At 53.6% G+C, this 19,197-nt stretch carries 20 protein-coding genes and 1 tRNA gene; 9 read left to right on the top strand and 12 right to left on the bottom strand.

Translation table 11 applies throughout. The features are described from left to right. Positions 1-3 precede the first annotated feature (3 nt). The 4 genes from QMZ65_RS05990 (at position 4) to QMZ65_RS05975 (ending at position 4,113) form a co-directional block, all read left to right on the top strand. Positions 4-606 (top strand): fimbrial protein, encoded by a 603-nt coding sequence (locus QMZ65_RS05990; protein WP_283215588.1) that lies wholly within the window; start codon positions 4-6, stop codon positions 604-606. Continuing rightward, complete coding sequence (locus tag QMZ65_RS05985; RefSeq protein ID WP_283215587.1) at positions 599-1,099, top strand: fimbrial protein; 501 nt, start codon at positions 599-601, stop codon at positions 1,097-1,099. Before QMZ65_RS05990 ends, QMZ65_RS05985 begins: the two co-directional genes overlap by 8 nt. 340 nt (positions 1,100-1,439) lie before the next feature. Further along, a complete protein-coding gene (locus QMZ65_RS05980) occupies positions 1,440-2,060 on the top strand; it encodes a glutathione S-transferase family protein (protein ID WP_502921518.1) in 621 nt (206 codons plus the stop codon). A gap of 10 nt (positions 2,061-2,070) precedes the next feature. Then, on the top strand, positions 2,071-4,113 hold the full coding sequence (locus QMZ65_RS05975; protein ID WP_283215586.1) for a 2Fe-2S iron-sulfur cluster-binding protein: 2,043 nt from the start codon (positions 2,071-2,073) through the stop codon (positions 4,111-4,113). Positions 4,114-4,175: 62 nt separating this feature from the next. On the opposite strand, the gene ymcF is transcribed toward QMZ65_RS05975, so the two are convergent. From ymcF to QMZ65_RS05955, 4 genes are all read right to left on the bottom strand, one after another. Continuing rightward, the gene (gene ymcF / locus QMZ65_RS05970; RefSeq protein WP_370523022.1) at positions 4,176-4,307 is read right to left on the bottom strand and encodes a cold shock small protein YmcF; all 132 of its coding nucleotides are present in this window, start codon (positions 4,305-4,307) and stop codon (positions 4,176-4,178) included. Positions 4,308-4,329: 22 nt separating this feature from the next. Next, entirely contained in the window at positions 4,330-4,542 is a 213-nt protein-coding gene (cspE, locus tag QMZ65_RS05965; protein ID WP_200577433.1) for a transcription antiterminator/RNA stability regulator CspE, read from the bottom strand. Between the two features lie 359 nt (positions 4,543-4,901). Beyond that, on the bottom strand, positions 4,902-5,069 hold the full coding sequence (locus tag QMZ65_RS05960; protein WP_071845640.1) for a YhfL family protein: 168 nt from the start codon (positions 5,067-5,069) through the stop codon (positions 4,902-4,904). A gap of 512 nt (positions 5,070-5,581) precedes the next feature. Then, positions 5,582-5,657 (bottom strand) — tRNA-Phe (locus QMZ65_RS05955). 194 nt (positions 5,658-5,851) lie between these two features. Here QMZ65_RS05955 and QMZ65_RS05950 point away from each other — a divergent pair. The 5 genes from QMZ65_RS05950 to QMZ65_RS05930 all read left to right on the top strand — a co-directional run bounded on the left by QMZ65_RS05950 (position 5,852) and on the right by QMZ65_RS05930 (position 10,163). Continuing rightward, entirely contained in the window at positions 5,852-7,174 is a 1,323-nt protein-coding gene (locus QMZ65_RS05950; RefSeq protein WP_283215585.1) for a methyl-accepting chemotaxis protein, read from the top strand. Between the two features lie 102 nt (positions 7,175-7,276). Then, positions 7,277-8,500 carry a SpoIIE family protein phosphatase gene (locus tag QMZ65_RS05945; protein ID WP_034828500.1) on the top strand — a complete coding sequence of 408 codons (1,224 nt, stop codon included), beginning with the start codon at positions 7,277-7,279 and terminating at the stop codon, positions 8,498-8,500. A 10-nt stretch (positions 8,501-8,510) separates the two neighbouring features. After that, entirely contained in the window at positions 8,511-9,062 is a 552-nt protein-coding gene (locus tag QMZ65_RS05940) for a SiaB family protein kinase (RefSeq protein ID WP_160833658.1), read from the top strand. A gap of 7 nt (positions 9,063-9,069) precedes the next feature. Continuing rightward, positions 9,070-9,456, top strand: coding sequence for a DUF1987 domain-containing protein (locus QMZ65_RS05935; RefSeq protein ID WP_283215584.1), 387 nt, complete (start codon positions 9,070-9,072; stop codon positions 9,454-9,456). Beyond that, entirely contained in the window at positions 9,453-10,163 is a 711-nt protein-coding gene (locus QMZ65_RS05930; RefSeq protein ID WP_283215583.1) for a GGDEF domain-containing protein, read from the top strand. Before QMZ65_RS05935 ends, QMZ65_RS05930 begins: the two co-directional genes overlap by 4 nt. A gap of 101 nt (positions 10,164-10,264) precedes the next feature. On the opposite strand, the gene mrdA2 is transcribed toward QMZ65_RS05930, so the two are convergent. From mrdA2 to QMZ65_RS05890, 8 genes are all read right to left on the bottom strand, one after another. Further along, the gene (mrdA2, locus tag QMZ65_RS05925) at positions 10,265-12,142 is read right to left on the bottom strand and encodes a peptidoglycan DD-transpeptidase MrdA2 (protein ID WP_283215582.1); all 1,878 of its coding nucleotides are present in this window, start codon (positions 12,140-12,142) and stop codon (positions 10,265-10,267) included. A gap of 285 nt (positions 12,143-12,427) precedes the next feature. Next, on the bottom strand, positions 12,428-13,141 hold the full coding sequence (deoD, locus tag QMZ65_RS05920; protein WP_034828492.1) for a purine-nucleoside phosphorylase: 714 nt from the start codon (positions 13,139-13,141) through the stop codon (positions 12,428-12,430). Between the two features lie 33 nt (positions 13,142-13,174). Then, positions 13,175-14,398 carry a phosphopentomutase gene (gene deoB / locus QMZ65_RS05915; protein ID WP_034828490.1) on the bottom strand — a complete coding sequence of 408 codons (1,224 nt, stop codon included), beginning with the start codon at positions 14,396-14,398 and terminating at the stop codon, positions 13,175-13,177. Positions 14,399-14,489: 91 nt separating this feature from the next. Further along, entirely contained in the window at positions 14,490-15,812 is a 1,323-nt protein-coding gene (gene deoA, locus QMZ65_RS05910; protein ID WP_160868851.1) for a thymidine phosphorylase, read from the bottom strand. 78 nt (positions 15,813-15,890) lie between these two features. Beyond that, positions 15,891-16,670: a deoxyribose-phosphate aldolase gene (gene deoC / locus QMZ65_RS05905; protein WP_097118107.1), complete on the bottom strand. Its 780-nt coding sequence runs from the start codon at positions 16,668-16,670 to the stop codon at positions 15,891-15,893. Positions 16,671-16,961: 291 nt separating this feature from the next. Continuing rightward, the gene (locus QMZ65_RS05900) at positions 16,962-17,738 is read right to left on the bottom strand and encodes a TatD family hydrolase (RefSeq protein ID WP_283003830.1); all 777 of its coding nucleotides are present in this window, start codon (positions 17,736-17,738) and stop codon (positions 16,962-16,964) included. Beyond that, positions 17,735-18,787 (bottom strand): patatin-like phospholipase family protein, encoded by a 1,053-nt coding sequence (locus tag QMZ65_RS05895; protein WP_211728571.1) that lies wholly within the window; start codon positions 18,785-18,787, stop codon positions 17,735-17,737. The genes QMZ65_RS05900 and QMZ65_RS05895 overlap by 4 nt, the downstream gene beginning before the upstream one ends. 178 nt (positions 18,788-18,965) lie before the next feature. Then, positions 18,966-19,127, bottom strand: a complete 162-nt coding sequence (locus tag QMZ65_RS05890) for a DUF1328 domain-containing protein (protein WP_007893192.1) — start codon at positions 19,125-19,127, stop codon at positions 18,966-18,968. Positions 19,128-19,197: the final 70 nt, after the last annotated feature.

Raw genomic sequence — 19,197 nt, 5'->3', positions numbered from 1 at the left:
TTAATGATGAAGAAACTCGCCCGTAAGTGCATAGTGTCACGCATATACGTTCCCGTTGTGGCCATGCTATTTTCACCACTGGCCATCGCGGTATTTAAAAATGGCGCACTTGATAGCCACTTTGGTGTATTACGTGTTTATGGGACGTTGACTGAAAGCGCATGCTATTTAGATATGCATTCGGCCGATCAGTCGATTAATTTAGGTAATATTACGACCGCAAACTTCCATAATGTTGGTGATCAGGGGCCATTAATTCCTGTGTCACTAAAATTACATGATTGTTTGCGTCTTGCTTCAGACCCTCAACGGGAAAGGGATAATGTCGCCTGGAGCGCACATCAACCGGCGGTGTCATTTTCTTTCACTGGCGTAGAGGATGCTGCTAACCCGCAGCTTTTCCAGGCTCATGGCGTTAAGGGTATTGGTTTGCGTTTGAAAGACGCATCATTCAATAACGTTATTATTGGTCAACGAGGAAAGCCAGTGTTATTGCGACCTGATGATAGCCAGATCGTATATTATATTACTACGGAACGTACCCGAGGTGAATTAAGTGCTGGCAATTACTCTGCCAATATAAACTTCAGGCTGTGCTATGAATAGTAAGATTACGCCATTTGCAACTACCTGTGTTGCTATATGCTTAATGAGTCTGGCTCCGACTAAGTCTGTATATGCTTTTTCTGTGGGAGCCACCGTTAAAGTTAGAGTCCTCGCGCCGCCCTGTGATCTCAACAAAGGAAACGACATTGCTGTCGATTTCGGCAAAGGAATTCTCGCCTCGACGATTAACGGGAAAAATTATGAAAGAACGCTATCGTACACGCTTGAATGCCCTGCAACGGTATCAAAACTGCTAAAAATGCAGTTTTCAGGCACGGGAGCTGCGTTTAACTCAACCCTATTGAGTACCAGCAAGAATAACCTGGGAATTGAGATTAAATATGACGGCGTTAAGGTGCCCGTTAACGACTGGTTCAACTTTACCTATCCTGACCAGCCTGTTTTAACAGCTGTCTTAGTAAGAAACAGTACGGGTGGGATTAGCCTGGGATCATTCTCTGCGACAGCAATGCTGACGGTTGAATATCAGTAGATGGTACATGTGTATGGTTAATGAAGTTTTTTAATCTTTTCAATTTCATTGAAAAATATCCAGAGGAATGGCTATAAATGTAATTAAGTTTCCGTGTGAAGGCATCGCATTCCGAAAAACTGCTTAGCAGCAAAGCTTTGCAAGCCTATTGCACGCGATGCCGTCAGATGGATTAATAATGGCAAATACCAGTTAATTTCAAAGCAGCATCAACACCGCCCACCATTCTTCCATTTTCCGCAATAATGACTTCGCAAACCCGGCTATTCTGCCGCGCCACAGGCTGTGCCAACCTTTAGACAGGGTTCGGGATCATCCCGGCCACCACTAAAGGACACTGATGATGAAACTCTACCACTTCCCGCTTTCTGGCCATGCGCACCGTGCTCGTCTGTTCCTGTCCCTGCTCGACCTTCCTCATGAGGTGATTGATGTGGACCTCGCTAACGGCGAGCACAAATCCCCGGAATTTCTCGCCATCAACCCTTTCGGCCAGGTGCCGGTGCTGGAAGATGACGGCGTGTATATCTCCGACTCCAACGCCATTCTGGTTTATCTGGCGAAAAAATCAGGCCGCAGTGAGTGGCTGCCCGAAGATGCGCTGGGCGCGGCGCAGGTACAGCGCTGGTTATCGGTGGCGGCAGGCGAACTGGCTTATGGCCCTTGTGCGGCACGCTTGATTACCGTTTTTGGCCGCCCGTTCAACCCTGACGAAGTGATCGCCCGTGCGCACACCATTTTGGCGCTGATGGATCAACATCTGACAGGACGTGAATGGCTGGTCGGCGATCGCCCAACCATCGCGGACATCGCTCAGTACAGCTACCTGATCGGCGCGCCGGAAGGCAATGTGGATCTCTCTGGCTATCCGGCGGTCAATGCGCTGTTACGCCGTATTGAAGCGTTGCCGGGCTTTGTTCCCTTCCCGCAAACCGCTGCCGGTCTGCGCAGCATCGCGTGAGTTAACTATCATGGGCGAGAAACTTCCGGTATGGCATGCAGGTGAAATAGCCCTGCAGCAGCAAGCGGGCGTGGCCGAACGCATGGCGGAGGTCGGTCAGCGTGTGATTCGCGATTATATGCCCGACCAGCACCGCGACTTCTACGCGCAATTGCCGTTTATTGTGGTGGGCAGCGTGGATACGCAAGGCGATGCCTGGGTCACGCTGCTGGAAGGCCAGCCCGGTTTTATTTTCTCGCCCAACGCCAGCACGCTGGATATTGCCGCCCAGCCGGATCCCCGCGATCCGGCTGCTGCCGGGTTCACTGATGGCGATCCGGTTGGCCTGCTCGGCATTGAGTTGCACACCCGTCGCCGTAACCGCATGAATGGCATGTTGAGTGCGATTGGCGGTGGCTTTCGGGTACAGGTGGAGCAGAGTTTCGGCAACTGTCCGCGCTATATTCAGCTGCGCGATTTCCGCTTTGCTCGTTCGCCCAATGAGCCGGCTACCGGTGAGGTTGAGGAGCTGAGCAAGCTCGATGAGGCAGCCCGCACCACCATCGCCACCGCCGATACGTTTTACGTTGCGACTTATGCCGAGCATCAGGTTGATGCCTCGCATCGCGGCGGCAAACCCGGCTTTGTTAGAGTCGATGAAGATGGCCTGCTGACCATTCCCGATTTTAACGGCAACCTCTTCTTCTCCACGCTCGGCAACATCCACCGGAGCGGGAAAGCCGGACTGCTGTTTGTCGATTACCACAGCGGCGATACGCTGCAAATGACCGGCGATGCCAGCGTGATCCTCGACTCGCCGGAGATCGCTGCATTCCAGGGCGCCGAACGGTTGTGGACATTCCGCCCGCGCCGCATCATGCGACGTCATGCCGCTCTCGCCTTGCGCTGGGAAACGGAACTGGAAGGTATCTCACCGGCATCAGAAATGACGGGTGACTGGCAATCGGCTGCCGAACGCCTGCGCGCTAACGAACTGGCACGACGCTGGCGGCCATTTAAGGTGACGAAGATTGTCGATGAGAGCGCGTCGATTCGTTCTTTTCATCTGATGCCAGATGATGGCGCCGGTTTGCTGCCACATCAGGCAGGACAGCACATGCCGATTCGCGTGCAGTTGCCTGGTACAGACAAACCGCTGATTCGTCACTACACCCTGTCGGTTGCGCCGTCGGACGGTTTTTATCGCATCAGCGTCAAACGTGATGGCGTGGTCTCGTGCTATCTGCACGATCATCTTCGGATTGGTGATCGAATTGATACCCGTGCGCCAGCCGGTGATTTCACTATCGATGCGCAAGAGACACGCCCAGCGGTGTTGATGGCGGCGGGTGTCGGCATCACCCCGATGCTGGCGATGCTGCGCCATCTGGTTTATGAAGGACGCCGCAAACAGCGTATGCGCCCGACCTACTTTTTCCAGTCCGCGCGCAACAAAGCGGAACGCCCTTTTGTACGAGAACTGGATGCGTTGCTGGCGGCCTCACAGGGCGCATGCAAAATGGTGCGCGTGTTAAGCCAACCGGACGTTGCCGAACAGGGATTCGATTACGATGTCGCTGGGCGCATCGATATGGCGCTGCTTTCACAGGTGCTGCCATTTAACGACTACGACTTTTACCTGTGTGGCCCGCCGCAGTTTACTCAGGCGTTATATGACGGGCTGCGCAGCTACAATATCGCGGATAGCCGTATTCACGCCGAAGCCTTTGGCCCGTCCTCGCTGCAGCGCCGCATGGATGCGCAGCAAACAGAACAAACCTTACTTTCGATTTCGACGCAATCCATACCCGTGATGTTTATGAACTCAGCCAAAGAGGCGCGCTGGACGCCGAATAGCGGATCGCTGCTGGAACTGGCCGAAGCACGCGGTCTTAGCCCGGAGTACAGCTGTCGTGAAGGACATTGCGGATCGTGCAAAACGCGGATTCTAAAGGGAGCGGTAACCTACCCAACTGCGCCGAGTGCCAGTGTGGCAGAGGGGGAGATATTAATCTGCTGCGCGCAGCCGGCACAGCAGAATGGCGATATCGAGCCGATTCAGCTCGAGTTATAACGCGGGATTGTCGTTCAGATACAGCGTGAGGACGTTACACGAAAAGGAGTGCAAACCTGCGTTTATGCAGCAATATTTTTAAGCTCAATCATCGAGGACTTGCAGAAAATGCAGGTCGCACCGTGAGGATTTTTGGGGCTGACATCAAATACTGACTTACGGTATTGAGAGCCCTGACACTGAGGACATCTCATAAAATAGGTGAACAAATTAATATTAGAGACCTGTAACATTGATTGCTGAAGGGCCTTTCGGTCCATCTTGTACGGAGAATTCAACATGCTGACCCTCTTCAAGGGAGCGGAAATCACTACCGGTGATAGCAGAGAAATGTACGAAGACGTCTTTGCTGCCATTTTCAGGGGTAATAAAACCGAAACCTTTTTCAGAATTAAACCACTTTACAGTACCGAGAATTTTATTAGACATAATTAATACCTTTTCTTTTTTGCCGTGAGGCTGAGTAAACTGAATCGCAGAGAAAAATCAGGACTGAAATAAAACTCAAAGAGAAAGGGCTTGTTTTCGGCACTGACGTAGATGAGAGATAAACTGTGAACTAACTTTGAAACTGTCTGCATATCAGACTGAAGTTCATTTACGCATGTCTAATGCAACATTGCAAGATAAAAGAACAATAAACTTTCCATCCTTATGATTAATACTCTTAAAATAAAATAAACCCCTTCTAAAACAACATGATATTTGTTTTTCTTTCAGATTTTTCAGGGTTTTAAAGGTGTTGCGGCCAGTTAACTGGCATAACTGGCCGCTGATCATCATGCAGACTATTTATCTACTGGCCCACAACCGCCAATAATTTTCGAGATAGAAACAGCTGGATGAAGCAGATAATCGTAATCACAGTTCTTTTCTTTGTTGTACACGCTTCCAGTACACCCAGACAGCAGAGTCACTACCGCAGCGGCAATTGAAAACTTAATGAGCTTATTCATAATAACGCGTCCATTTGTTAAAAGTGTTTTTAACTGATTAATTTCATCTCGTGAGTATTAACAGGAATTAATAAAACCTTTAATAATCATTAGAGTGTGAAGTTAAGAGCTCAAGGCTCTTAAGCCGGAAATTATCGATTAATCCCACTATCAAACACAATATTCATAATCCCTTTTCAATGGACACATTATCTGAAAAATTTGTAGTCAAAACCTGACAATAATAAAAGCGTCAGATATGCCTTAAAATAATACGCCTGATATAGACTAAACACCTAACTCATCCATATTAACAATGGATCGATCATAGGGTTATCACGTCGATTAGAACTTGGTCATTTTTATATGAATACAGGATAAAGAGTGGTGATACAGGGAAGTCTTACCTTAAACAATGCTGATGACGTGGCTATCAGTTTTTTAGAGCACGAGCATGATGTGAAGTGGAGCTAACGATTTCACCACCCCACAATAGCAAAAACCCAGCCATAAAGGCTGGGTTTTCAGAATGTTGGTGCCCGGACGCGGAATCGAACCACGGACACGGGGATTTTCAATCCCCTGCTCTACCGACTGAGCTATCCGGGCAACGGGGCGCATTAAACCCTACTCAGGCCGCACCGTCAAACGCTTTTCAGCAAAAATCCGCTGACTGCTGGCTTTTACAGCAACCTTCAGACCATCCGGTAAAAAATTTCTGCAACGACCAACTTTAGTGGTGAATTTTTAACCGCACCCGCCGATAACCGATGTGACGACAAATTCCAATTATAAGGTCCACCATGTTTAGCACTATTACATCGGGAATAATGTCACGCCTGGCGTGGCAGAAGCGCGCTCGCAGCAGCGCCACGCTCAGCTCGTTGCAGGAGGCGATTGCAATGGTTGAGTTTACGCCGGAAGGCCACATTCTCGCCGCCAATAAACTGTTTCTGGAGCGCATGGGATACACGCTGAAGGAGATTGCCGGCCAGCATCACAGCATGTTCTGTACGGCTGATTTAGTCCAATCCCCGCAGTATCGCGATTTCTGGCGCCGCCTGAACCGGGGCGAAGGCTTCAGCGATAAATTCCTGCGCGTTGCCAAGCACAGCCGTCCCATCTGGCTGGAGGCTAACTATGTGCCGGTGCAGGATCGCAGCGGCCGGGTGATTAAAATCGTTAAGCTGGCGAGCGACATCACCGCACGGATTATTGATGCGCAAGAGCAGCGCGCCATGACCACCGCCATTGAACGTTCGATGGCGGTCATCGCTTTTAACCTCAAAGGCGAAGTGCTGATGACCAATGACAATTTCCTCAAAACCATGGGTTATCGCAGCGATGAGGTGATTGGCGTCCATCACAGTCAGTTCTGCCCGCCGCAGATGCGCAACAGTGACGAGTATCGCCGCTTCTGGCACAAGCTGAATCAGGGTGAATTTATCTCCGGTCAGTTTGAGCGCGTGAACAAGCTGGGTCGCACCGTGTGGCTACGTGCCACCTATAACCCGGTGTTTAACGAAGCCGGCGAACTGTACAAAGTGGTGAAATTCGCCACCGATGTGACTGCACAGGTGGAGAAGAACCATCTGGAGCGCGAGGCGGCACAACAGGCGTATCAAACGGCGCTGCAAACCAGCGAAAGCACGCGCCTCGGTGCCACGGTGATTGAAAACAGTGTGCAAACCATCAATGAGCTGGCGGGCGAACTGCACGGTATTTCCGGCGATATCAGTAACCTCAGCGAATCCTCAGACCGCATTGGTGCGATTGTCGAGAGCATTCGCCGCATCGCCGATCAGACCAATCTGCTGGCACTCAATGCAGCAGTGGAAGCCGCACGTGCTGGCCAGCACGGTCGCAGCTTTGCTGTGGTGGCTAACGAGGTGCGCACGCTGGCGGCAAACATCAACCGCGCCACCACCGAGATCGAGAATATGGTGCAACATAACCACACTCTCGCCGAAAAAGCGTTAAAAGGCATCGAATCGAACCTGAAACGTGCCGATCATGGCGTCGTGTTAGCCAAAGAAGCGGGTGGCGTGATCTCTGAGATTCGCGGCAGCTCCAGCGAAGTGGTGCGCGCCATCAGTCATGTGGCTGAGGCCTTGAAAGAAGAGTAATTTTTCCTGCTTTCTCTTCTTCTATTGCACTGCTGTGACATAAAACTGTCATGGCAGTGCAGTAATCTAGGATAAATCCTAATCAATGCCAGAATAATTCTTATGCAGCTGCCTGATTTACGCGCAGGATTAAACTCCCTGTCGAGCCGTTCCCGTGCGCGTTCGCTGTGCATTGAGGTGCCGTTTGTCAGTCCAGCCATGGACAACACAGCGGTCATGGCTCTGTTTACTGAACACAAAGATTTGATCGGTTTGCCAGTGATCGAGAACGGCACGCCGTTTGGCATGATCAACCGCCATATCTTCCTGTCACAGATGACGCGCCCGTTCTTCCGCGAACTCTATGACCGCAAAAGCTGCATCGCTTTTATGGACAAAGAGCCGCTGGTGATTGATGCCGATACCGAGTTGGATCAGGTGGCGCATCAGGTGGTGGCAACCGGGGATAAATCGGTCACCGACGGATTTATTTTGACCGAACAGGGCCGCTATATCGGCATCGGCTTGGGGATCGATTTGATCCGCACCGTCTCCGATTTGCAGGCGCAGCAGCACCAACAAATTTTGCAGAGTATCGATTATGCGCGCGTGATTCAGGACGCGATGCTTGATCGCTCAAAACAGCAAATGGCCCAGCAGCTCAATGACTGGTGCCTGCACTGGCAGCCGCGCGATGGCGTGGGCGGCGACTATTATGCATTCCATCAGGATGAACACGGCTGGCTGGCATTGATTGCCGACTGCACCGGCCATGGCATTCCGGGTGCCTTTATGACGGTGATCCTGCAATCCGCGCTGGAAAACGCGCTGCAGAAAAACCGTCGGGCACCGTCCGATCTGCTGCAATCACTGAATCGTCATATTAAACAAACCCTTGGGCAGCTCAATGCCACGCAGCAAACGTCGCTCTCCAATGACGGCTGTGATGCTATCGCGCTACGCCTTGATACTCACCAACATCAACTCAGCTGGGCCAGCGCACGCATGCATGCGCTGTTACATCCGGCCGCTGGCGAAGCGGAATCGCTCAAGGCCGATCGCGTCGGTGTGGGTTACACCGATACGCCGCAGGATTACATCTGGCCGGAACATCAACGCACGCTGCATCCCGGCGATATGTTGTTGGTGATGACCGATGGCGTGACCGATCAGCCCGGCGGTGAACGCCATATTATGTTTGGCAAAAAGCGCATTCAGACGCTGGTAACACAATATCAAACCCTGCCGATGGACGAGTTGTCAGCGACCTTTGAGCGGGAATTTCTCAACTGGCAAGGCAACCAGCCGCGACGCGATGACGTCACCTGGTTTGGCTTCCGTTATTAATGAGCACCTTATGAACTCAGGTTCAACCCTTAGCCGCTTACCGCCAGAAAGCGTTGCACTGCACTATACTGGCTTCTTCTCGCCGCAGAACATCACCGCCATGGGCGAGGTGATTAAGGTCTTTCTGGAGAACCAGCAGGCGCCGGTGAAAGTGCGCCGCCGCTTGTTCTCCAGCTTTGTTGAAATCGTACAGAATATCCTGCGTTATTCGCAGGATAGCCGCGTCATGAACCACGCCGAGCAGGATTTTCGCTTCGGCACCGTTACGCTGCGCGTAGATGGCGACACCTACGTGCTGGAAAGCAGCAATCAGGTTGATGAAGTCGCCTGTGAGCAGCTGCGTTACTGGCTGGATTTGCTGCGTACCATGAGCAATGAAGAGATCAAACAAGCATACCGCGTAGGTCTGCGAGCTGAGAGCCCTGCCACAAGCAAAGGGGCCAACATAGGATTACTGACACTTGCCCGTGATGTCAGTGAACCGCTGGAGTATGAACTGCGTCCGCTGGAGTCCAGTGGTTACGCCACGTTTTGGCTCAAAGCCACCATTCACCAGGATTGAATTGTTTATGCAAAACCTTGTTATTGCTGCCACAGAAAGCACGCCCGAGGTCAATTTTGACTTCGAAAGCGGTCAGTTTTCCCTGCGCGGAGAATCCTGGCCGGAAAACGCCGCCGCCTTCTACCGTCCGTTGCTGGTTGCGCTGGAAAGCTGGCAGCCCGCACAAAGCGGCCAGATCGAAGCCAATATCGCCCTGCGCTATTTCAACAGCTCCAGCACCAAAATGCTGTTCAGCCTGTTTGATCTGTTCAATCAGCTGGCGCAGAAAGGCCAGAAGGTTGAACTCAACTGGTTCTTTGATGAAGAAGATGATGTGTCTGAAGAGTTCGGCCAGGAACTGGCGCTGGACTTTACCGATCTGCAGGTGAATCTGCGAGCGGAAATGGCCTCATGATGGACCTGAATGAGCTGTTTCGCGAAGAGAGCGAGGTGCTAACGCGCGCTCAGGATGTTGCGGCTCAGACCTCGCTCAGTGCAGACGATTATCGTAATGCGTTGCTGAACGTTAATCGCCACTATCAGCGCCTGATGCGCGAGACCTATCGCATGATCTCGCGCAGTGACCGTGCTGAACGCGAGCTGAACCGCGTCAATGAGCAGCTGCATCAACTGGCTCAGGAGCTGGAATACAAAGCCAGCCACGACCCACTCACTGCTGTCTGGAACCGCGGTGCCATCATTCAGCGTATTACGAATACGTTGAGCAATGGCCCGGCGGCGCTGATCATTCTCGATATCGACCACTTCAAGAAGATCAACGATGAGTTCGGACATCCGATGGGCGATAAGGTGATTTGCGGCATGGTGTCGCGTATTCAGACGCACTGTCCGGAAGATGCCAGCATTGGCCGTATTGGCGGTGAAGAGTTTACCGTGCTGCTGCCGCACTACCGTTTATCGGACGCGGTGATTGTCGCGGGCGCGATTCACGCCTCGCTGAACGCCTCGCCACTGGCGGTGCTGCCGGGTCAGTTAGTGACGGCCAGCCTCGGCGTGAGCTACGGCAAACCGGGTTCTGATTTCGAAACCCTGTATAACAATGCTGATGCCGCGCTATATGATGCGAAAAACCACGGTCGCAACCGGGTTTTCTTCCGCTAGAAGAGCCTTGTCGCGACAGCATTTATAGCGCAGAGATCAGCATTACCGCTCAGGATCGCGCGATAAATCGCACCGCGACGTTGGGTGCGATCTCGCGCAAATTAATTTTTCTGCGCCGTTTCTACCGGCGGCTCAGACGGTGGCGGCAGGAAGATGTGATCGAGAATATTGCGCATCAACGGTGCTGCCGTCACCCCTTCACTTCCCCCGTTTTCCAGAATCAACGCCATTGCGACTTTCGGATCATTAAACGGTGCGAACGCGGTATAGAAGATGTGGTCACGCAGGCGCGTCGGGATCATTTTCGCGTTGTAGACCTGGTTCTGCTTCAGACTGAACACTTGAGACGTCCCCGACTTCGCCGCAATGCCGTAAGGCGCAGTGTGGAAATACTTATAACCGGTGCCGTTCGGTGCATTGGCCATACCGAACATCGCGTGACGCACCAGCGACCAATACGGTGATTTTGGATCGCCAATTTGCGGTTGCGGCAATTTAGGTTGATAAAGCTGTTGTTCCTTACCACGCTGCGATTTTTCCAGCAGGTGCGGATTAATCACCCGGCCATTATTGAGCAGTGCCACCAGCGCTTTCACCATCTGAATCGGCGTCGCAATCCAGTAACCCTGCCCAATTCCCACCGACACCGTATCGCCCTGATACCATGCGTGTTTATGCACTTTCTGCTTCCACTCACGACTAGGCAGCAATCCTGAATACTCTTCATTAAGATCGATGCCGGTGGGTTTGCCGTAGCCAAACTGGCTCAGCATGGTGTGAATACGATCGATGCCCATCATAAACGCCACCTGATAGAAGAAGCTGTCCGCCGACTCCTCAATCGCCTTGGTGACATCCAGCGTGCCATGCCCCGACTTTTTCCAGTCACGATATTTACGATCGGTGCCTGGCAGGGTCCAGGTCGGCGCGCCATAAATAGTAAAGCTTGGGGTGATCACCTTGGTCAGCAGCGCGGACATCGCCATATAGGGTTTAACTGTCGAGGCCGGTGGATACAGGCCTTGCGTGACACGGTTGATCAGCGGCAGATTTTTGTCCTGCAGCAACGTTTTGTAGGCTTTGTAGCTGATGCCTTTTACAAACGGATTCGGGTCATAGCTCGGCGCAGATACCATCGCCAGCACGCTGCCATCGCGCGGATCTTCAATCAGCGCCGCCGCACGCTGGCCGGCGAGCTGGCTCTCAACGTACTGCTGCAGATGTAAATCCAGCGTCAGATAGACGTTCTGGCCGGCAACCGGCGGCACTTCTTTCAGCACGCGCACAATGCGACCGTGGTTATCCACTTCCACTTCCTGATAACCGGTTTTGCCGTGCAAAATGGACTCGTAATAGCCTTCAATGCCCTGCTTACCGATGTTGTGGTCAGCAGCATAGTTTTCGCCAATGCCTTCGGCATTCAGGCGTTTGAAATCGTTATCGTTGATCTTGGAAACATAGCCCACCACATGAGCTAAATCGGCGCCATAGGGATACTCGCGGTCCTCATAGGTGTCGATGGCCACGCCGGTGAAACGGAACTGATTGACGGAGAAGCGCGCCACCTGCTCATCGGTGAGTTCTGCTTTTAACTCGACCGGCTTATAGCGGCTGTTCTGTTTGAGTTCGTGCTCGAAGGTTTCAATTTCTTCCGGCGTCAGGTCGACAATCGGCGTCAGCTGCTTCAGCGTTTCCTGCATATTGTCGATTTTGTAAGGCGTCACGAGGATGTCGTACCAGGTGACGTTACGCACCAGCGGAATACCGTTGCGATCGTAGATCAACCCTCGCGTCGGCGCGATGGGGATCATTTTGATGTCGTTTTCGTTGGACCGCGTCTGGTAATAGCTGTGCTGATCCACCTGCAGACGATACAGGTTAACGCCAAGGATAATGAAACAGATGACGACCAGAGCAAAAGCGACAAGCGCACGGCGGACAAACAGTTTTTCTTCAGCTTCGAAATTACGGAAATTCATCAGGGGGGCTTAGTCTCTTTGTTATCACATAATGATAAGCAGAGATGGCTTTAGAGCCAGCACGAAGATGCACAAGCCTGGGTAAAAGTGTGTCAGATGTTTACGAGGAGAGGTTCAGGTCGCCCTGAGTGGTATCGATGATTCCGAGCGGTGAGTAACGAGGTGGTGATAAATGGCAGGGTTCATTTCGCGCGAAGAAGAACAAGGTCGCCACCCATGACGACCCTGTGCGCTGGTGGGTTTCGTCAGGTGCGCGTTGAAGCGCACCGAACAAAACAGACGGGATTAATCCCCCAGCAGCACCGACTCCAGCGCGATCTTGATCATATCGTTGAAGGTGGTCTGGCGCTCAGCCGCCGTGGTCTGCTCGTGCGTGCGGATATGATCCGACACGGTGCAGATGGTCAGCGCTTTAGCACCGAACTCCGCTGCCACACCGTAGATACCGGCGGCTTCCATTTCCACGCCCAGAATGCCGTATTTCTCCATCACATCGAACATCTGCGGATCTGGTGTGTAGAACAGGTCAGCAGAGAAGATATTGCCAACGCGTGCGTCCACACCCAGCGCTTTGGCGGCATCAACCGCGTTACGCACCATGTCGAAGTCCGCAATCGCCGCGAAGTCGTGATCCTTGAAACGCATACGGTTCACTTTGGAATCGGTGCAAGCACCCAGACCAATCACCACGTCACGCAGTTTCACATCGGCACGCACCGCGCCGCAGGAACCGACACGGATGATTTTCTTCACGCCGAAATCGGTGATCAGCTCTTTGGTGTAGATCGAGCAGGATGGAATACCCATACCGTGGCCCATGACCGAAATCTTACGGCCTTTGTACGTCCCGGTGTAACCCAGCATGCCGCGCACGTTGTTCACTTCAACCGCATCTTCCAGGAAGGTTTCTGCGATGTGCTTAGCGCGCAGCGGATCGCCCGGCATCAGCACCACGTCCGCGAAGTCACCCATTTCTGCATTAATATGAGGCGTTGCCATGGTTATTTTCCTTTTTAAAATTGGTGGGCTGTTTTACAGCAGGCTTTTGCCGTAGTCCATGCTGGACAGGCCAAAATACTTCGCGATGGTCTGGCCGATATCCGCAAAGGTATCGCGATAACCCAGCGATCCTGGCTTCACTTTTGGACCGTAAATCAAAATCGGGATGTGCTCGCGCGTGTGCTCGGTGCCCTTCCAGCTTGGGTCACAACCGTGGTCGGCGGTGAGGATCAGAATATCACCCTCTTTCACCAGCGCCATCAGCTCCGGCAAACGACGGTCGAAGAACTCTAAACCCCCCGCATATCCGGCGATATCGCGACGATGGCCCCAGGTGGAGTCAAAATCAACGAAGTTGGTGAAGACAATGGAATTGTCCGGCGCCTTTTTCATCTGCTCGATGGTGGCGTTAAACAGTGCATCCAGCCCGGTAGCTTTCACTTTCTGGGTGATGCCCTGCTCGGCGTAGATATCCGCAATTTTACCCACGGAGATCACTTCGCCGCCCTTCTCGTCCACCAGCTTTTTCAGCATGGTTGGCGCAGGGGGTTCCACGGCGAGATCGTGACGGTTGCCGGTACGCTCAAAGTTGCCCGCTTTGTCGCCGACAAACGGACGCGCAATTACACGGCCGATGTTGTAGCCACCGTTGGTCAGCTCTTCACGCGCGATTTCGCACAGTTCGTACAGACGATCCAGACCAAAGGTCTCTTCGTGACAGGCAATCTGGAATACCGAGTCCGCCGAGGTGTAGAAAATCGGCTTGCCGGACTTCATGTGCTCTTCGCCCAGTTGGTCGAGGATCACCGTACCGGACGAATGGCAGTTACCAAGATAACCCGGTAAATCGGCGCGTTTTACCAGCACGTCGAGCAGCTCCTGCGGGAAGCTGTTCTCTTTGTCGCTGAAGTAGCCCCAGTCAAACAGTACCGGCACGCCGGCGATTTCCCAGTGGCCTGACGGCGTATCTTTACCGGATGACAGCTCGCTGGCGTAAGCGTAGGCACCAATGATTTCAGCATTGGCGTCGAGGCCCGGCGGAAAGCGGCCGGTAGAGAGTTCAGCCGCTTTACCCAGACCGAGCGCGGTCAGGTTGGGCAGATGCAGCGGGCCTTCGCGACCTTCATTGGCGCGGCCTTCGAAGCACGCTTCGGCGATATGGCCGAGCGTATCCGATCCTTCATCACCGAATTTATCGGCGTCTTTGCTGGAGCCGATCCCGAAGGAGTCGAGAACCATAATAAAAGCACGTTTCATGCAAGTCTCCTGCGCAATGGCGCGATGACAAGTCAAAAAAAAGCGATCAGATCAGTATACCCGAATGGCCGCTGCCTGGCACGAAGAAGCGTTACTCGCTGACGCGGCGATAGACCACCGGCGTTTCCGCAGGCGCGCTATCACTCAACGTGATAGCTGCTTTGACCGCTTCCGCAGCCTGCTGCCACTGCGCTTCCGACGCGGCATGAATCACCGCCAGCGGGCGCTGTGCATCAACCTGCGTGCCGAGCGTGGTCATGTCACTTAAGCCCACGCTGTAATCAATGCTGTCGCTGGCACGCTGACGCCCCCCACCCAGCGACACCACTGCCATGCCCAGCGCACGGGTATCCATGGCGCTGACAATCCCGGCGCGATCGGCATACACCGCTTTGCTCAGGGTCGGGGCAGGCAAATAGCTGTCCATCCGCTCGATGAAATCCACCGGACCATTCTGCGCCGCCACCATGCGCGCGAACACTTCCGCCGCTTTACCGTTATCCAGCACGTTCTGCAATTTCTGTCGTGCTTCGGCGTCGTTGTCGGCCAGCTTGCCGGAGATCAGCATTTCCGAGCACAGCGCCATGGTCACTTCCAGCAAGCGCGGGTTGCGCGCCTCGCCGGTGAGGAACTGCACTGCTTCGCGGACTTCCAGCGCATTACCGGCGGTGGATGCCAGCACCTGATTCATATCAGTGAGCAGCGCAGTGGTTTTGCAGCCCGCGCCGTTCGCCACGCCAACAATCGCCTGCGCCAGGTTTTCGGAAGCCTCGAAGGTCGGCATAAAAGCACCGGAACCGACTTTCACATCCATCACCAGCGCATCCAATCCTTCCGCCAGTTTCTTGGCAAGGATCGATGCGGTGATCAGCGGGATCGAGTCAACGGTAGCGGTGATATCACGCGTGGCGTAGAAACGTTTATCGGCGGGGGCCAGTGAGTTGGTCTGGCCGATAATCGCGATACCGACATCCTTGATGATCTGGCGGAAACGATCGTCGCTCGGGAAGATATCGAAACCGGGGATGGCTTCCAGCTTATCCAGCGTGCCGCCGGTGTGGCCGAGGCCGCGCCCGGAGATCATCGGGACATAACCGCCACACGCTGCCACCATCGGGCCGAGCATCAGCGAAGTCACATCGCCCACGCCGCCGGTGGAGTGCTTATCAACAATCGGGCCGTTGAGGTTCAAAGACTTCCAGTTGAGCACCGAGCCGGAATCGCGCATCGCCATGGTCAGCGCCACGCGCTCTTCAAGATTCATATCGTGGAAGTAGATGGTCATTGCCAGCGCGGCAATCTGACCTTCTGATACGCTGTTGTCGCGCACGCCATTGATAAAGAAACGGATCTCCGCTTCGCTCAGTGGCTGGCCGTCGCGTTTTTTTCGAATAATTTCTTGTGGCAGGAACAAGGTTGCCTCCCGGGAGATTGCTGTGAAATGCACCAAACATTATTTGGGTCGCCATTGATGGCGACCCTGAGGCTGGGATCAGTAGCCCGCTTTGCTGGTCGCTGTCGCGTGGCCCAGCGTATTCAGCAGGCTCGCCAGCAGGCTTGAAGCACCAAAGCGGAAGTGGCGCGCATCCGCCCAGCCTTCGCCCAGAATGTCATCCGCCAGCTTCAGATAGATCGCGGCATCTTCCGCCGTGCGCACGCCGCCCGCAGGCTTGAATCCCACCTGCTGCTGCACGCCTTTATCGTGAATCACCTGCATCATGATCGCCGCCACTTCTGGCGTGGCGTTAACCGGCACTTTACCGGTTGAGGTTTTGATGAAATCCGCACCGGCATCGATAGCGATTTCAGAAGCGGCGCGAATCAGCGCTTCTTCTTTCAGTTCACCGGTTTCGATGATCACTTTCAGCAGCACGTTGGCAGCGGCGCAGGCTTCTTTACAGGCTTTCACCAGCGTAAAACCAATGTCGCGATTACCGGCAATCAGCGCGCGATACGGGAAGACCACATCCACTTCGTCTGCACCGTATGCAATCGCCGCACGGGTTTCTGCCAGCGCGATCTCAACGTCATCGTTGCCGTGCGGGAAGTTGGTGACCGTGGCGATGCGAATATCAGGCGTGCCCTGCTCGCGCAGTGCTTTACGTGCCGCAGGGATGAAACGTGGATAGATGCAAATGGCCGCAGTGTTACCGGCTGGCGACTTCGCCTGATGACACAGCGCGATCACCTTCTCATCGGTGTCATCGTCGTTCAGGGTGGTCAAATCCATCAGTTGCAGGGCGCGTTGTGCAGCCGCTTTAAGATCGGTCATGATGCTCTCCAAAAGGTGACCGGCAGACGACGCCCACCGGATAATGTGATAATTCTAACAAATCACACCTGAATGAATTGCGCTTCATGTCACATGAAAAAGAAAATTCGTCATATGAATACAATTATTTAGTGATTTAAATCACAAATAACCGCCAGCACACCCGTTTTCAGGCGCAATACAGATTGTGAATATTATCACAAAAAAGAGCAGAAAAGGGTAATGCCGATTTTATTACTGTAGCCAATACCCGCCAAAACCGCGGGAAATCCAGATTGTGTCGGGAGGAGGTCAGGCAGGCAGGGCAAACACGCGCAGGCTGTTCTGCCACAGCGTATCAGCAATGATATCGGGCGATTCACTGCGCAACTGACACAGCACATCAAACACGTTACGCGCGCGCTCAGGACGGTTGGGCTGCCCCTGATAACCCTGCAACGGCATATCAGGCGCATCGGTTTCCAGTAACAGTGAGGTGAGCGGCAGATTAGCAATAGTGTTGCGGGTTTTACTGGCGCGTTCATAGGTGATGGTACCGCCCACGCCGATCGCATAGCCAAGCTGGATAAAACGTTCCGCCTGCTGCTGGCTGCCAGCAAAACCGTGTACCACGCCACGGCGCGGTAGATCATGGCGACGCAGATGCAGCGCCAGCTGATCGTGGGTGCGACGTGAATGCAGGATCACAGGCAAATCGTATTTTTTCGCCAGTTTAAGCTGTGCATCCAGTAAACGCGTTTGCTTATCAAATTGCGCGTCCTGCATATACAGATCGAGGCCGATCTCGCCGATCGCCACGCGCTTGCTATCCGGCGTTTGCAGCCACTGCTCCAGCTGATCCAGATGCGCATCCTGGTGCACGGCAATATTGATCGGATGGAGACCCAGCGCGGCGTACAGCGCGTCATGCTGCTGCGCCAGTTGGCTGACCAAAGCAAAGCGGCTGGCGTCCACGCTCGGCACAATGATGCGTTCCACACCCGACTGCGCCGCACGGGCGATGCTGCCTGCGGCGTCATCGACAAAAGGCGGGAAATCGAAATGACAGTGGGTGTCGATAAATCTCATGCCAGCGATCCTGCATCAAAATCGGCATCATTATCCGCCAGCGGCGGCGTATGCACGGCGCGATTGTCTGGCGCATTCGCCACGGCGGCCGGCGGCGTTACGGTGGTCTGGCGCAGGAACGGTTCGGCATCACTCAGCCATTGGCCCAGCGTGGCGAGGAAGTAGCGACCGCTGCGGCGCCCTAAATGGTAATCCTGATTCAGTGAAGCCAAACGGCTGCCGAGCGCCATACTCGCCAGCGGTTTCGGCGGGTAAATTTCAATGATGCGCAGATCGTCTGGCGGCTGATCGATGAACTGCTGAATCTCACGATAGCTCTCTTCATGATGATGCATGATGTTAATCATCGGCTGCAGCGCGCTATCACCCAGCCAGCGCTCCATGCGTTTGAACCACTTTGGCGTATAGGACATTTGTGACGGCACGGTGCGGATCACCACAATGGTATCGGCACCGCGTCGTGCGGCTTCACGCACCGGAATCGCATCGCTGATACCGCCATCAAGATAGTTCACCCCGTCCATCAGCACACCGCTGCGATAGAACCCCGGAATGGCGCTGGAGGCTTTGATCACGTCATGCCAGTTCAGGCTGGTAGGATTGAAATATTCGGCACGATAATCGTCACCGCGACAGGCGCACATATAGAACTCGCTGCCTTTGGCAAACAGCCCTTCGGCGGTGCTTAGCGACAAGGGAAATTCTTGTTTGGTGATGTCGATCAGCCAGTCGAGATCGATAAGGTGGCCACCGCGCACAAAGCGCAACGGATCAAAAAACAGTTTGCTGGTGGTGTAACGCGTGATGACACGACGAGCATAGCCCGGCTGGGCACAGACGAACGCCGACAGGTTTTGTGCCCCTGCGGAGGTGCCCAGCATCAATTGAAAGGGATTAAAACCGGCACGTTGAAACTCATCCAGCACGCCTGCGGTGAAGATGCCGCGTTGACCGCCGCCTTCGCAGACCAGTGCAATTTTTTTGGATTTAAATGGGGTGAGCGCCAGTGGCTCAAAGGTGTCCAGTGACACCGGGATGCGTATTCCCAATGGATGTCCCTCAGTTTTCCTGCTCTGAGGGAGCCGCTGACGGCAGCATCCCGGAGAACCAGTCATTGTCATTCCCTGACCTATTGCATCGTGCAATCGGTGCGGCTGCCTATTATGCCGCAAATGACTGGTCTCCGCTTTAGTGACTCGCGGGTTAGCGTTGTGTTAACGCAATCGGTCAGGGTCGTTTACGCCCGGTAAACAGGCTTACGAGGAACAGAATAATACCGACAATGAAGACAATTTTAGCTGCCCATGCTGCCGTACCCGCCAGACCGCCGAAACCTAATGCTGCAGCAATCAGAGCGATGACCAGAAAGATAATACCCCAACGAAACATAAGCCTCTCCTTACCGTAGTGAAAATCGAACTGCTTATTGGTACATCACTGTTTTTATTACGATGCGGCA

This window comes from Pantoea sp. EABMAA-21, assembly GCF_030053335.1.
Taxonomy (GTDB): domain Bacteria; phylum Pseudomonadota; class Gammaproteobacteria; order Enterobacterales; family Enterobacteriaceae; genus Pantoea; species Pantoea communis.
Note: the sequence above shows the minus strand (reverse complement) of the source record. Positions and strands in the feature narration are given on the sequence as shown.

Bases quoted from the DNA above. Each gene is read 5' to 3' on its own strand.
- QMZ65_RS05990 (WP_283215588.1), top strand. From the start codon at position 4: ATGATGAAGAAACTCGCCCGTAAGTGCATAGTGTCACGCATATACGTT.
- QMZ65_RS05985 (WP_283215587.1), top strand. From the start codon at position 599: ATGAATAGTAAGATTACGCCATTTGCAACTACCTGTGTTGCTATATGC.
- QMZ65_RS05980 (WP_502921518.1), top strand. From the start codon at position 1,440: ATGATGAAACTCTACCACTTCCCGCTTTCTGGCCATGCGCACCGTGCT.
- QMZ65_RS05975 (WP_283215586.1), top strand. From the start codon at position 2,071: ATGGGCGAGAAACTTCCGGTATGGCATGCAGGTGAAATAGCCCTGCAG.
- ymcF (WP_370523022.1), bottom strand. From the start codon at position 4,307: ATGAGATGTCCTCAGTGTCAGGGCTCTCAATACCGTAAGTCAGTATTT.
- cspE (WP_200577433.1), bottom strand. From the start codon at position 4,542: ATGTCTAATAAAATTCTCGGTACTGTAAAGTGGTTTAATTCTGAAAAA.
- QMZ65_RS05960 (WP_071845640.1), bottom strand. From the start codon at position 5,069: ATGAATAAGCTCATTAAGTTTTCAATTGCCGCTGCGGTAGTGACTCTG.
- QMZ65_RS05950 (WP_283215585.1), top strand. From the start codon at position 5,852: ATGTTTAGCACTATTACATCGGGAATAATGTCACGCCTGGCGTGGCAG.
- QMZ65_RS05945 (WP_034828500.1), top strand. From the start codon at position 7,277: ATGCAGCTGCCTGATTTACGCGCAGGATTAAACTCCCTGTCGAGCCGT.
- QMZ65_RS05940 (WP_160833658.1), top strand. From the start codon at position 8,511: ATGAACTCAGGTTCAACCCTTAGCCGCTTACCGCCAGAAAGCGTTGCA.
- QMZ65_RS05935 (WP_283215584.1), top strand. From the start codon at position 9,070: ATGCAAAACCTTGTTATTGCTGCCACAGAAAGCACGCCCGAGGTCAAT.
- QMZ65_RS05930 (WP_283215583.1), top strand. From the start codon at position 9,453: ATGATGGACCTGAATGAGCTGTTTCGCGAAGAGAGCGAGGTGCTAACG.
- mrdA2 (WP_283215582.1), bottom strand. From the start codon at position 12,142: ATGAATTTCCGTAATTTCGAAGCTGAAGAAAAACTGTTTGTCCGCCGT.
- deoD (WP_034828492.1), bottom strand. From the start codon at position 13,141: ATGGCAACGCCTCATATTAATGCAGAAATGGGTGACTTCGCGGACGTG.
- deoB (WP_034828490.1), bottom strand. From the start codon at position 14,398: ATGAAACGTGCTTTTATTATGGTTCTCGACTCCTTCGGGATCGGCTCC.
- deoC (WP_097118107.1), bottom strand. From the start codon at position 16,670: ATGACCGATCTTAAAGCGGCTGCACAACGCGCCCTGCAACTGATGGAT.
- QMZ65_RS05900 (WP_283003830.1), bottom strand. From the start codon at position 17,738: ATGAGATTTATCGACACCCACTGTCATTTCGATTTCCCGCCTTTTGTC.
- QMZ65_RS05890 (WP_007893192.1), bottom strand. From the start codon at position 19,127: ATGTTTCGTTGGGGTATTATCTTTCTGGTCATCGCTCTGATTGCTGCA.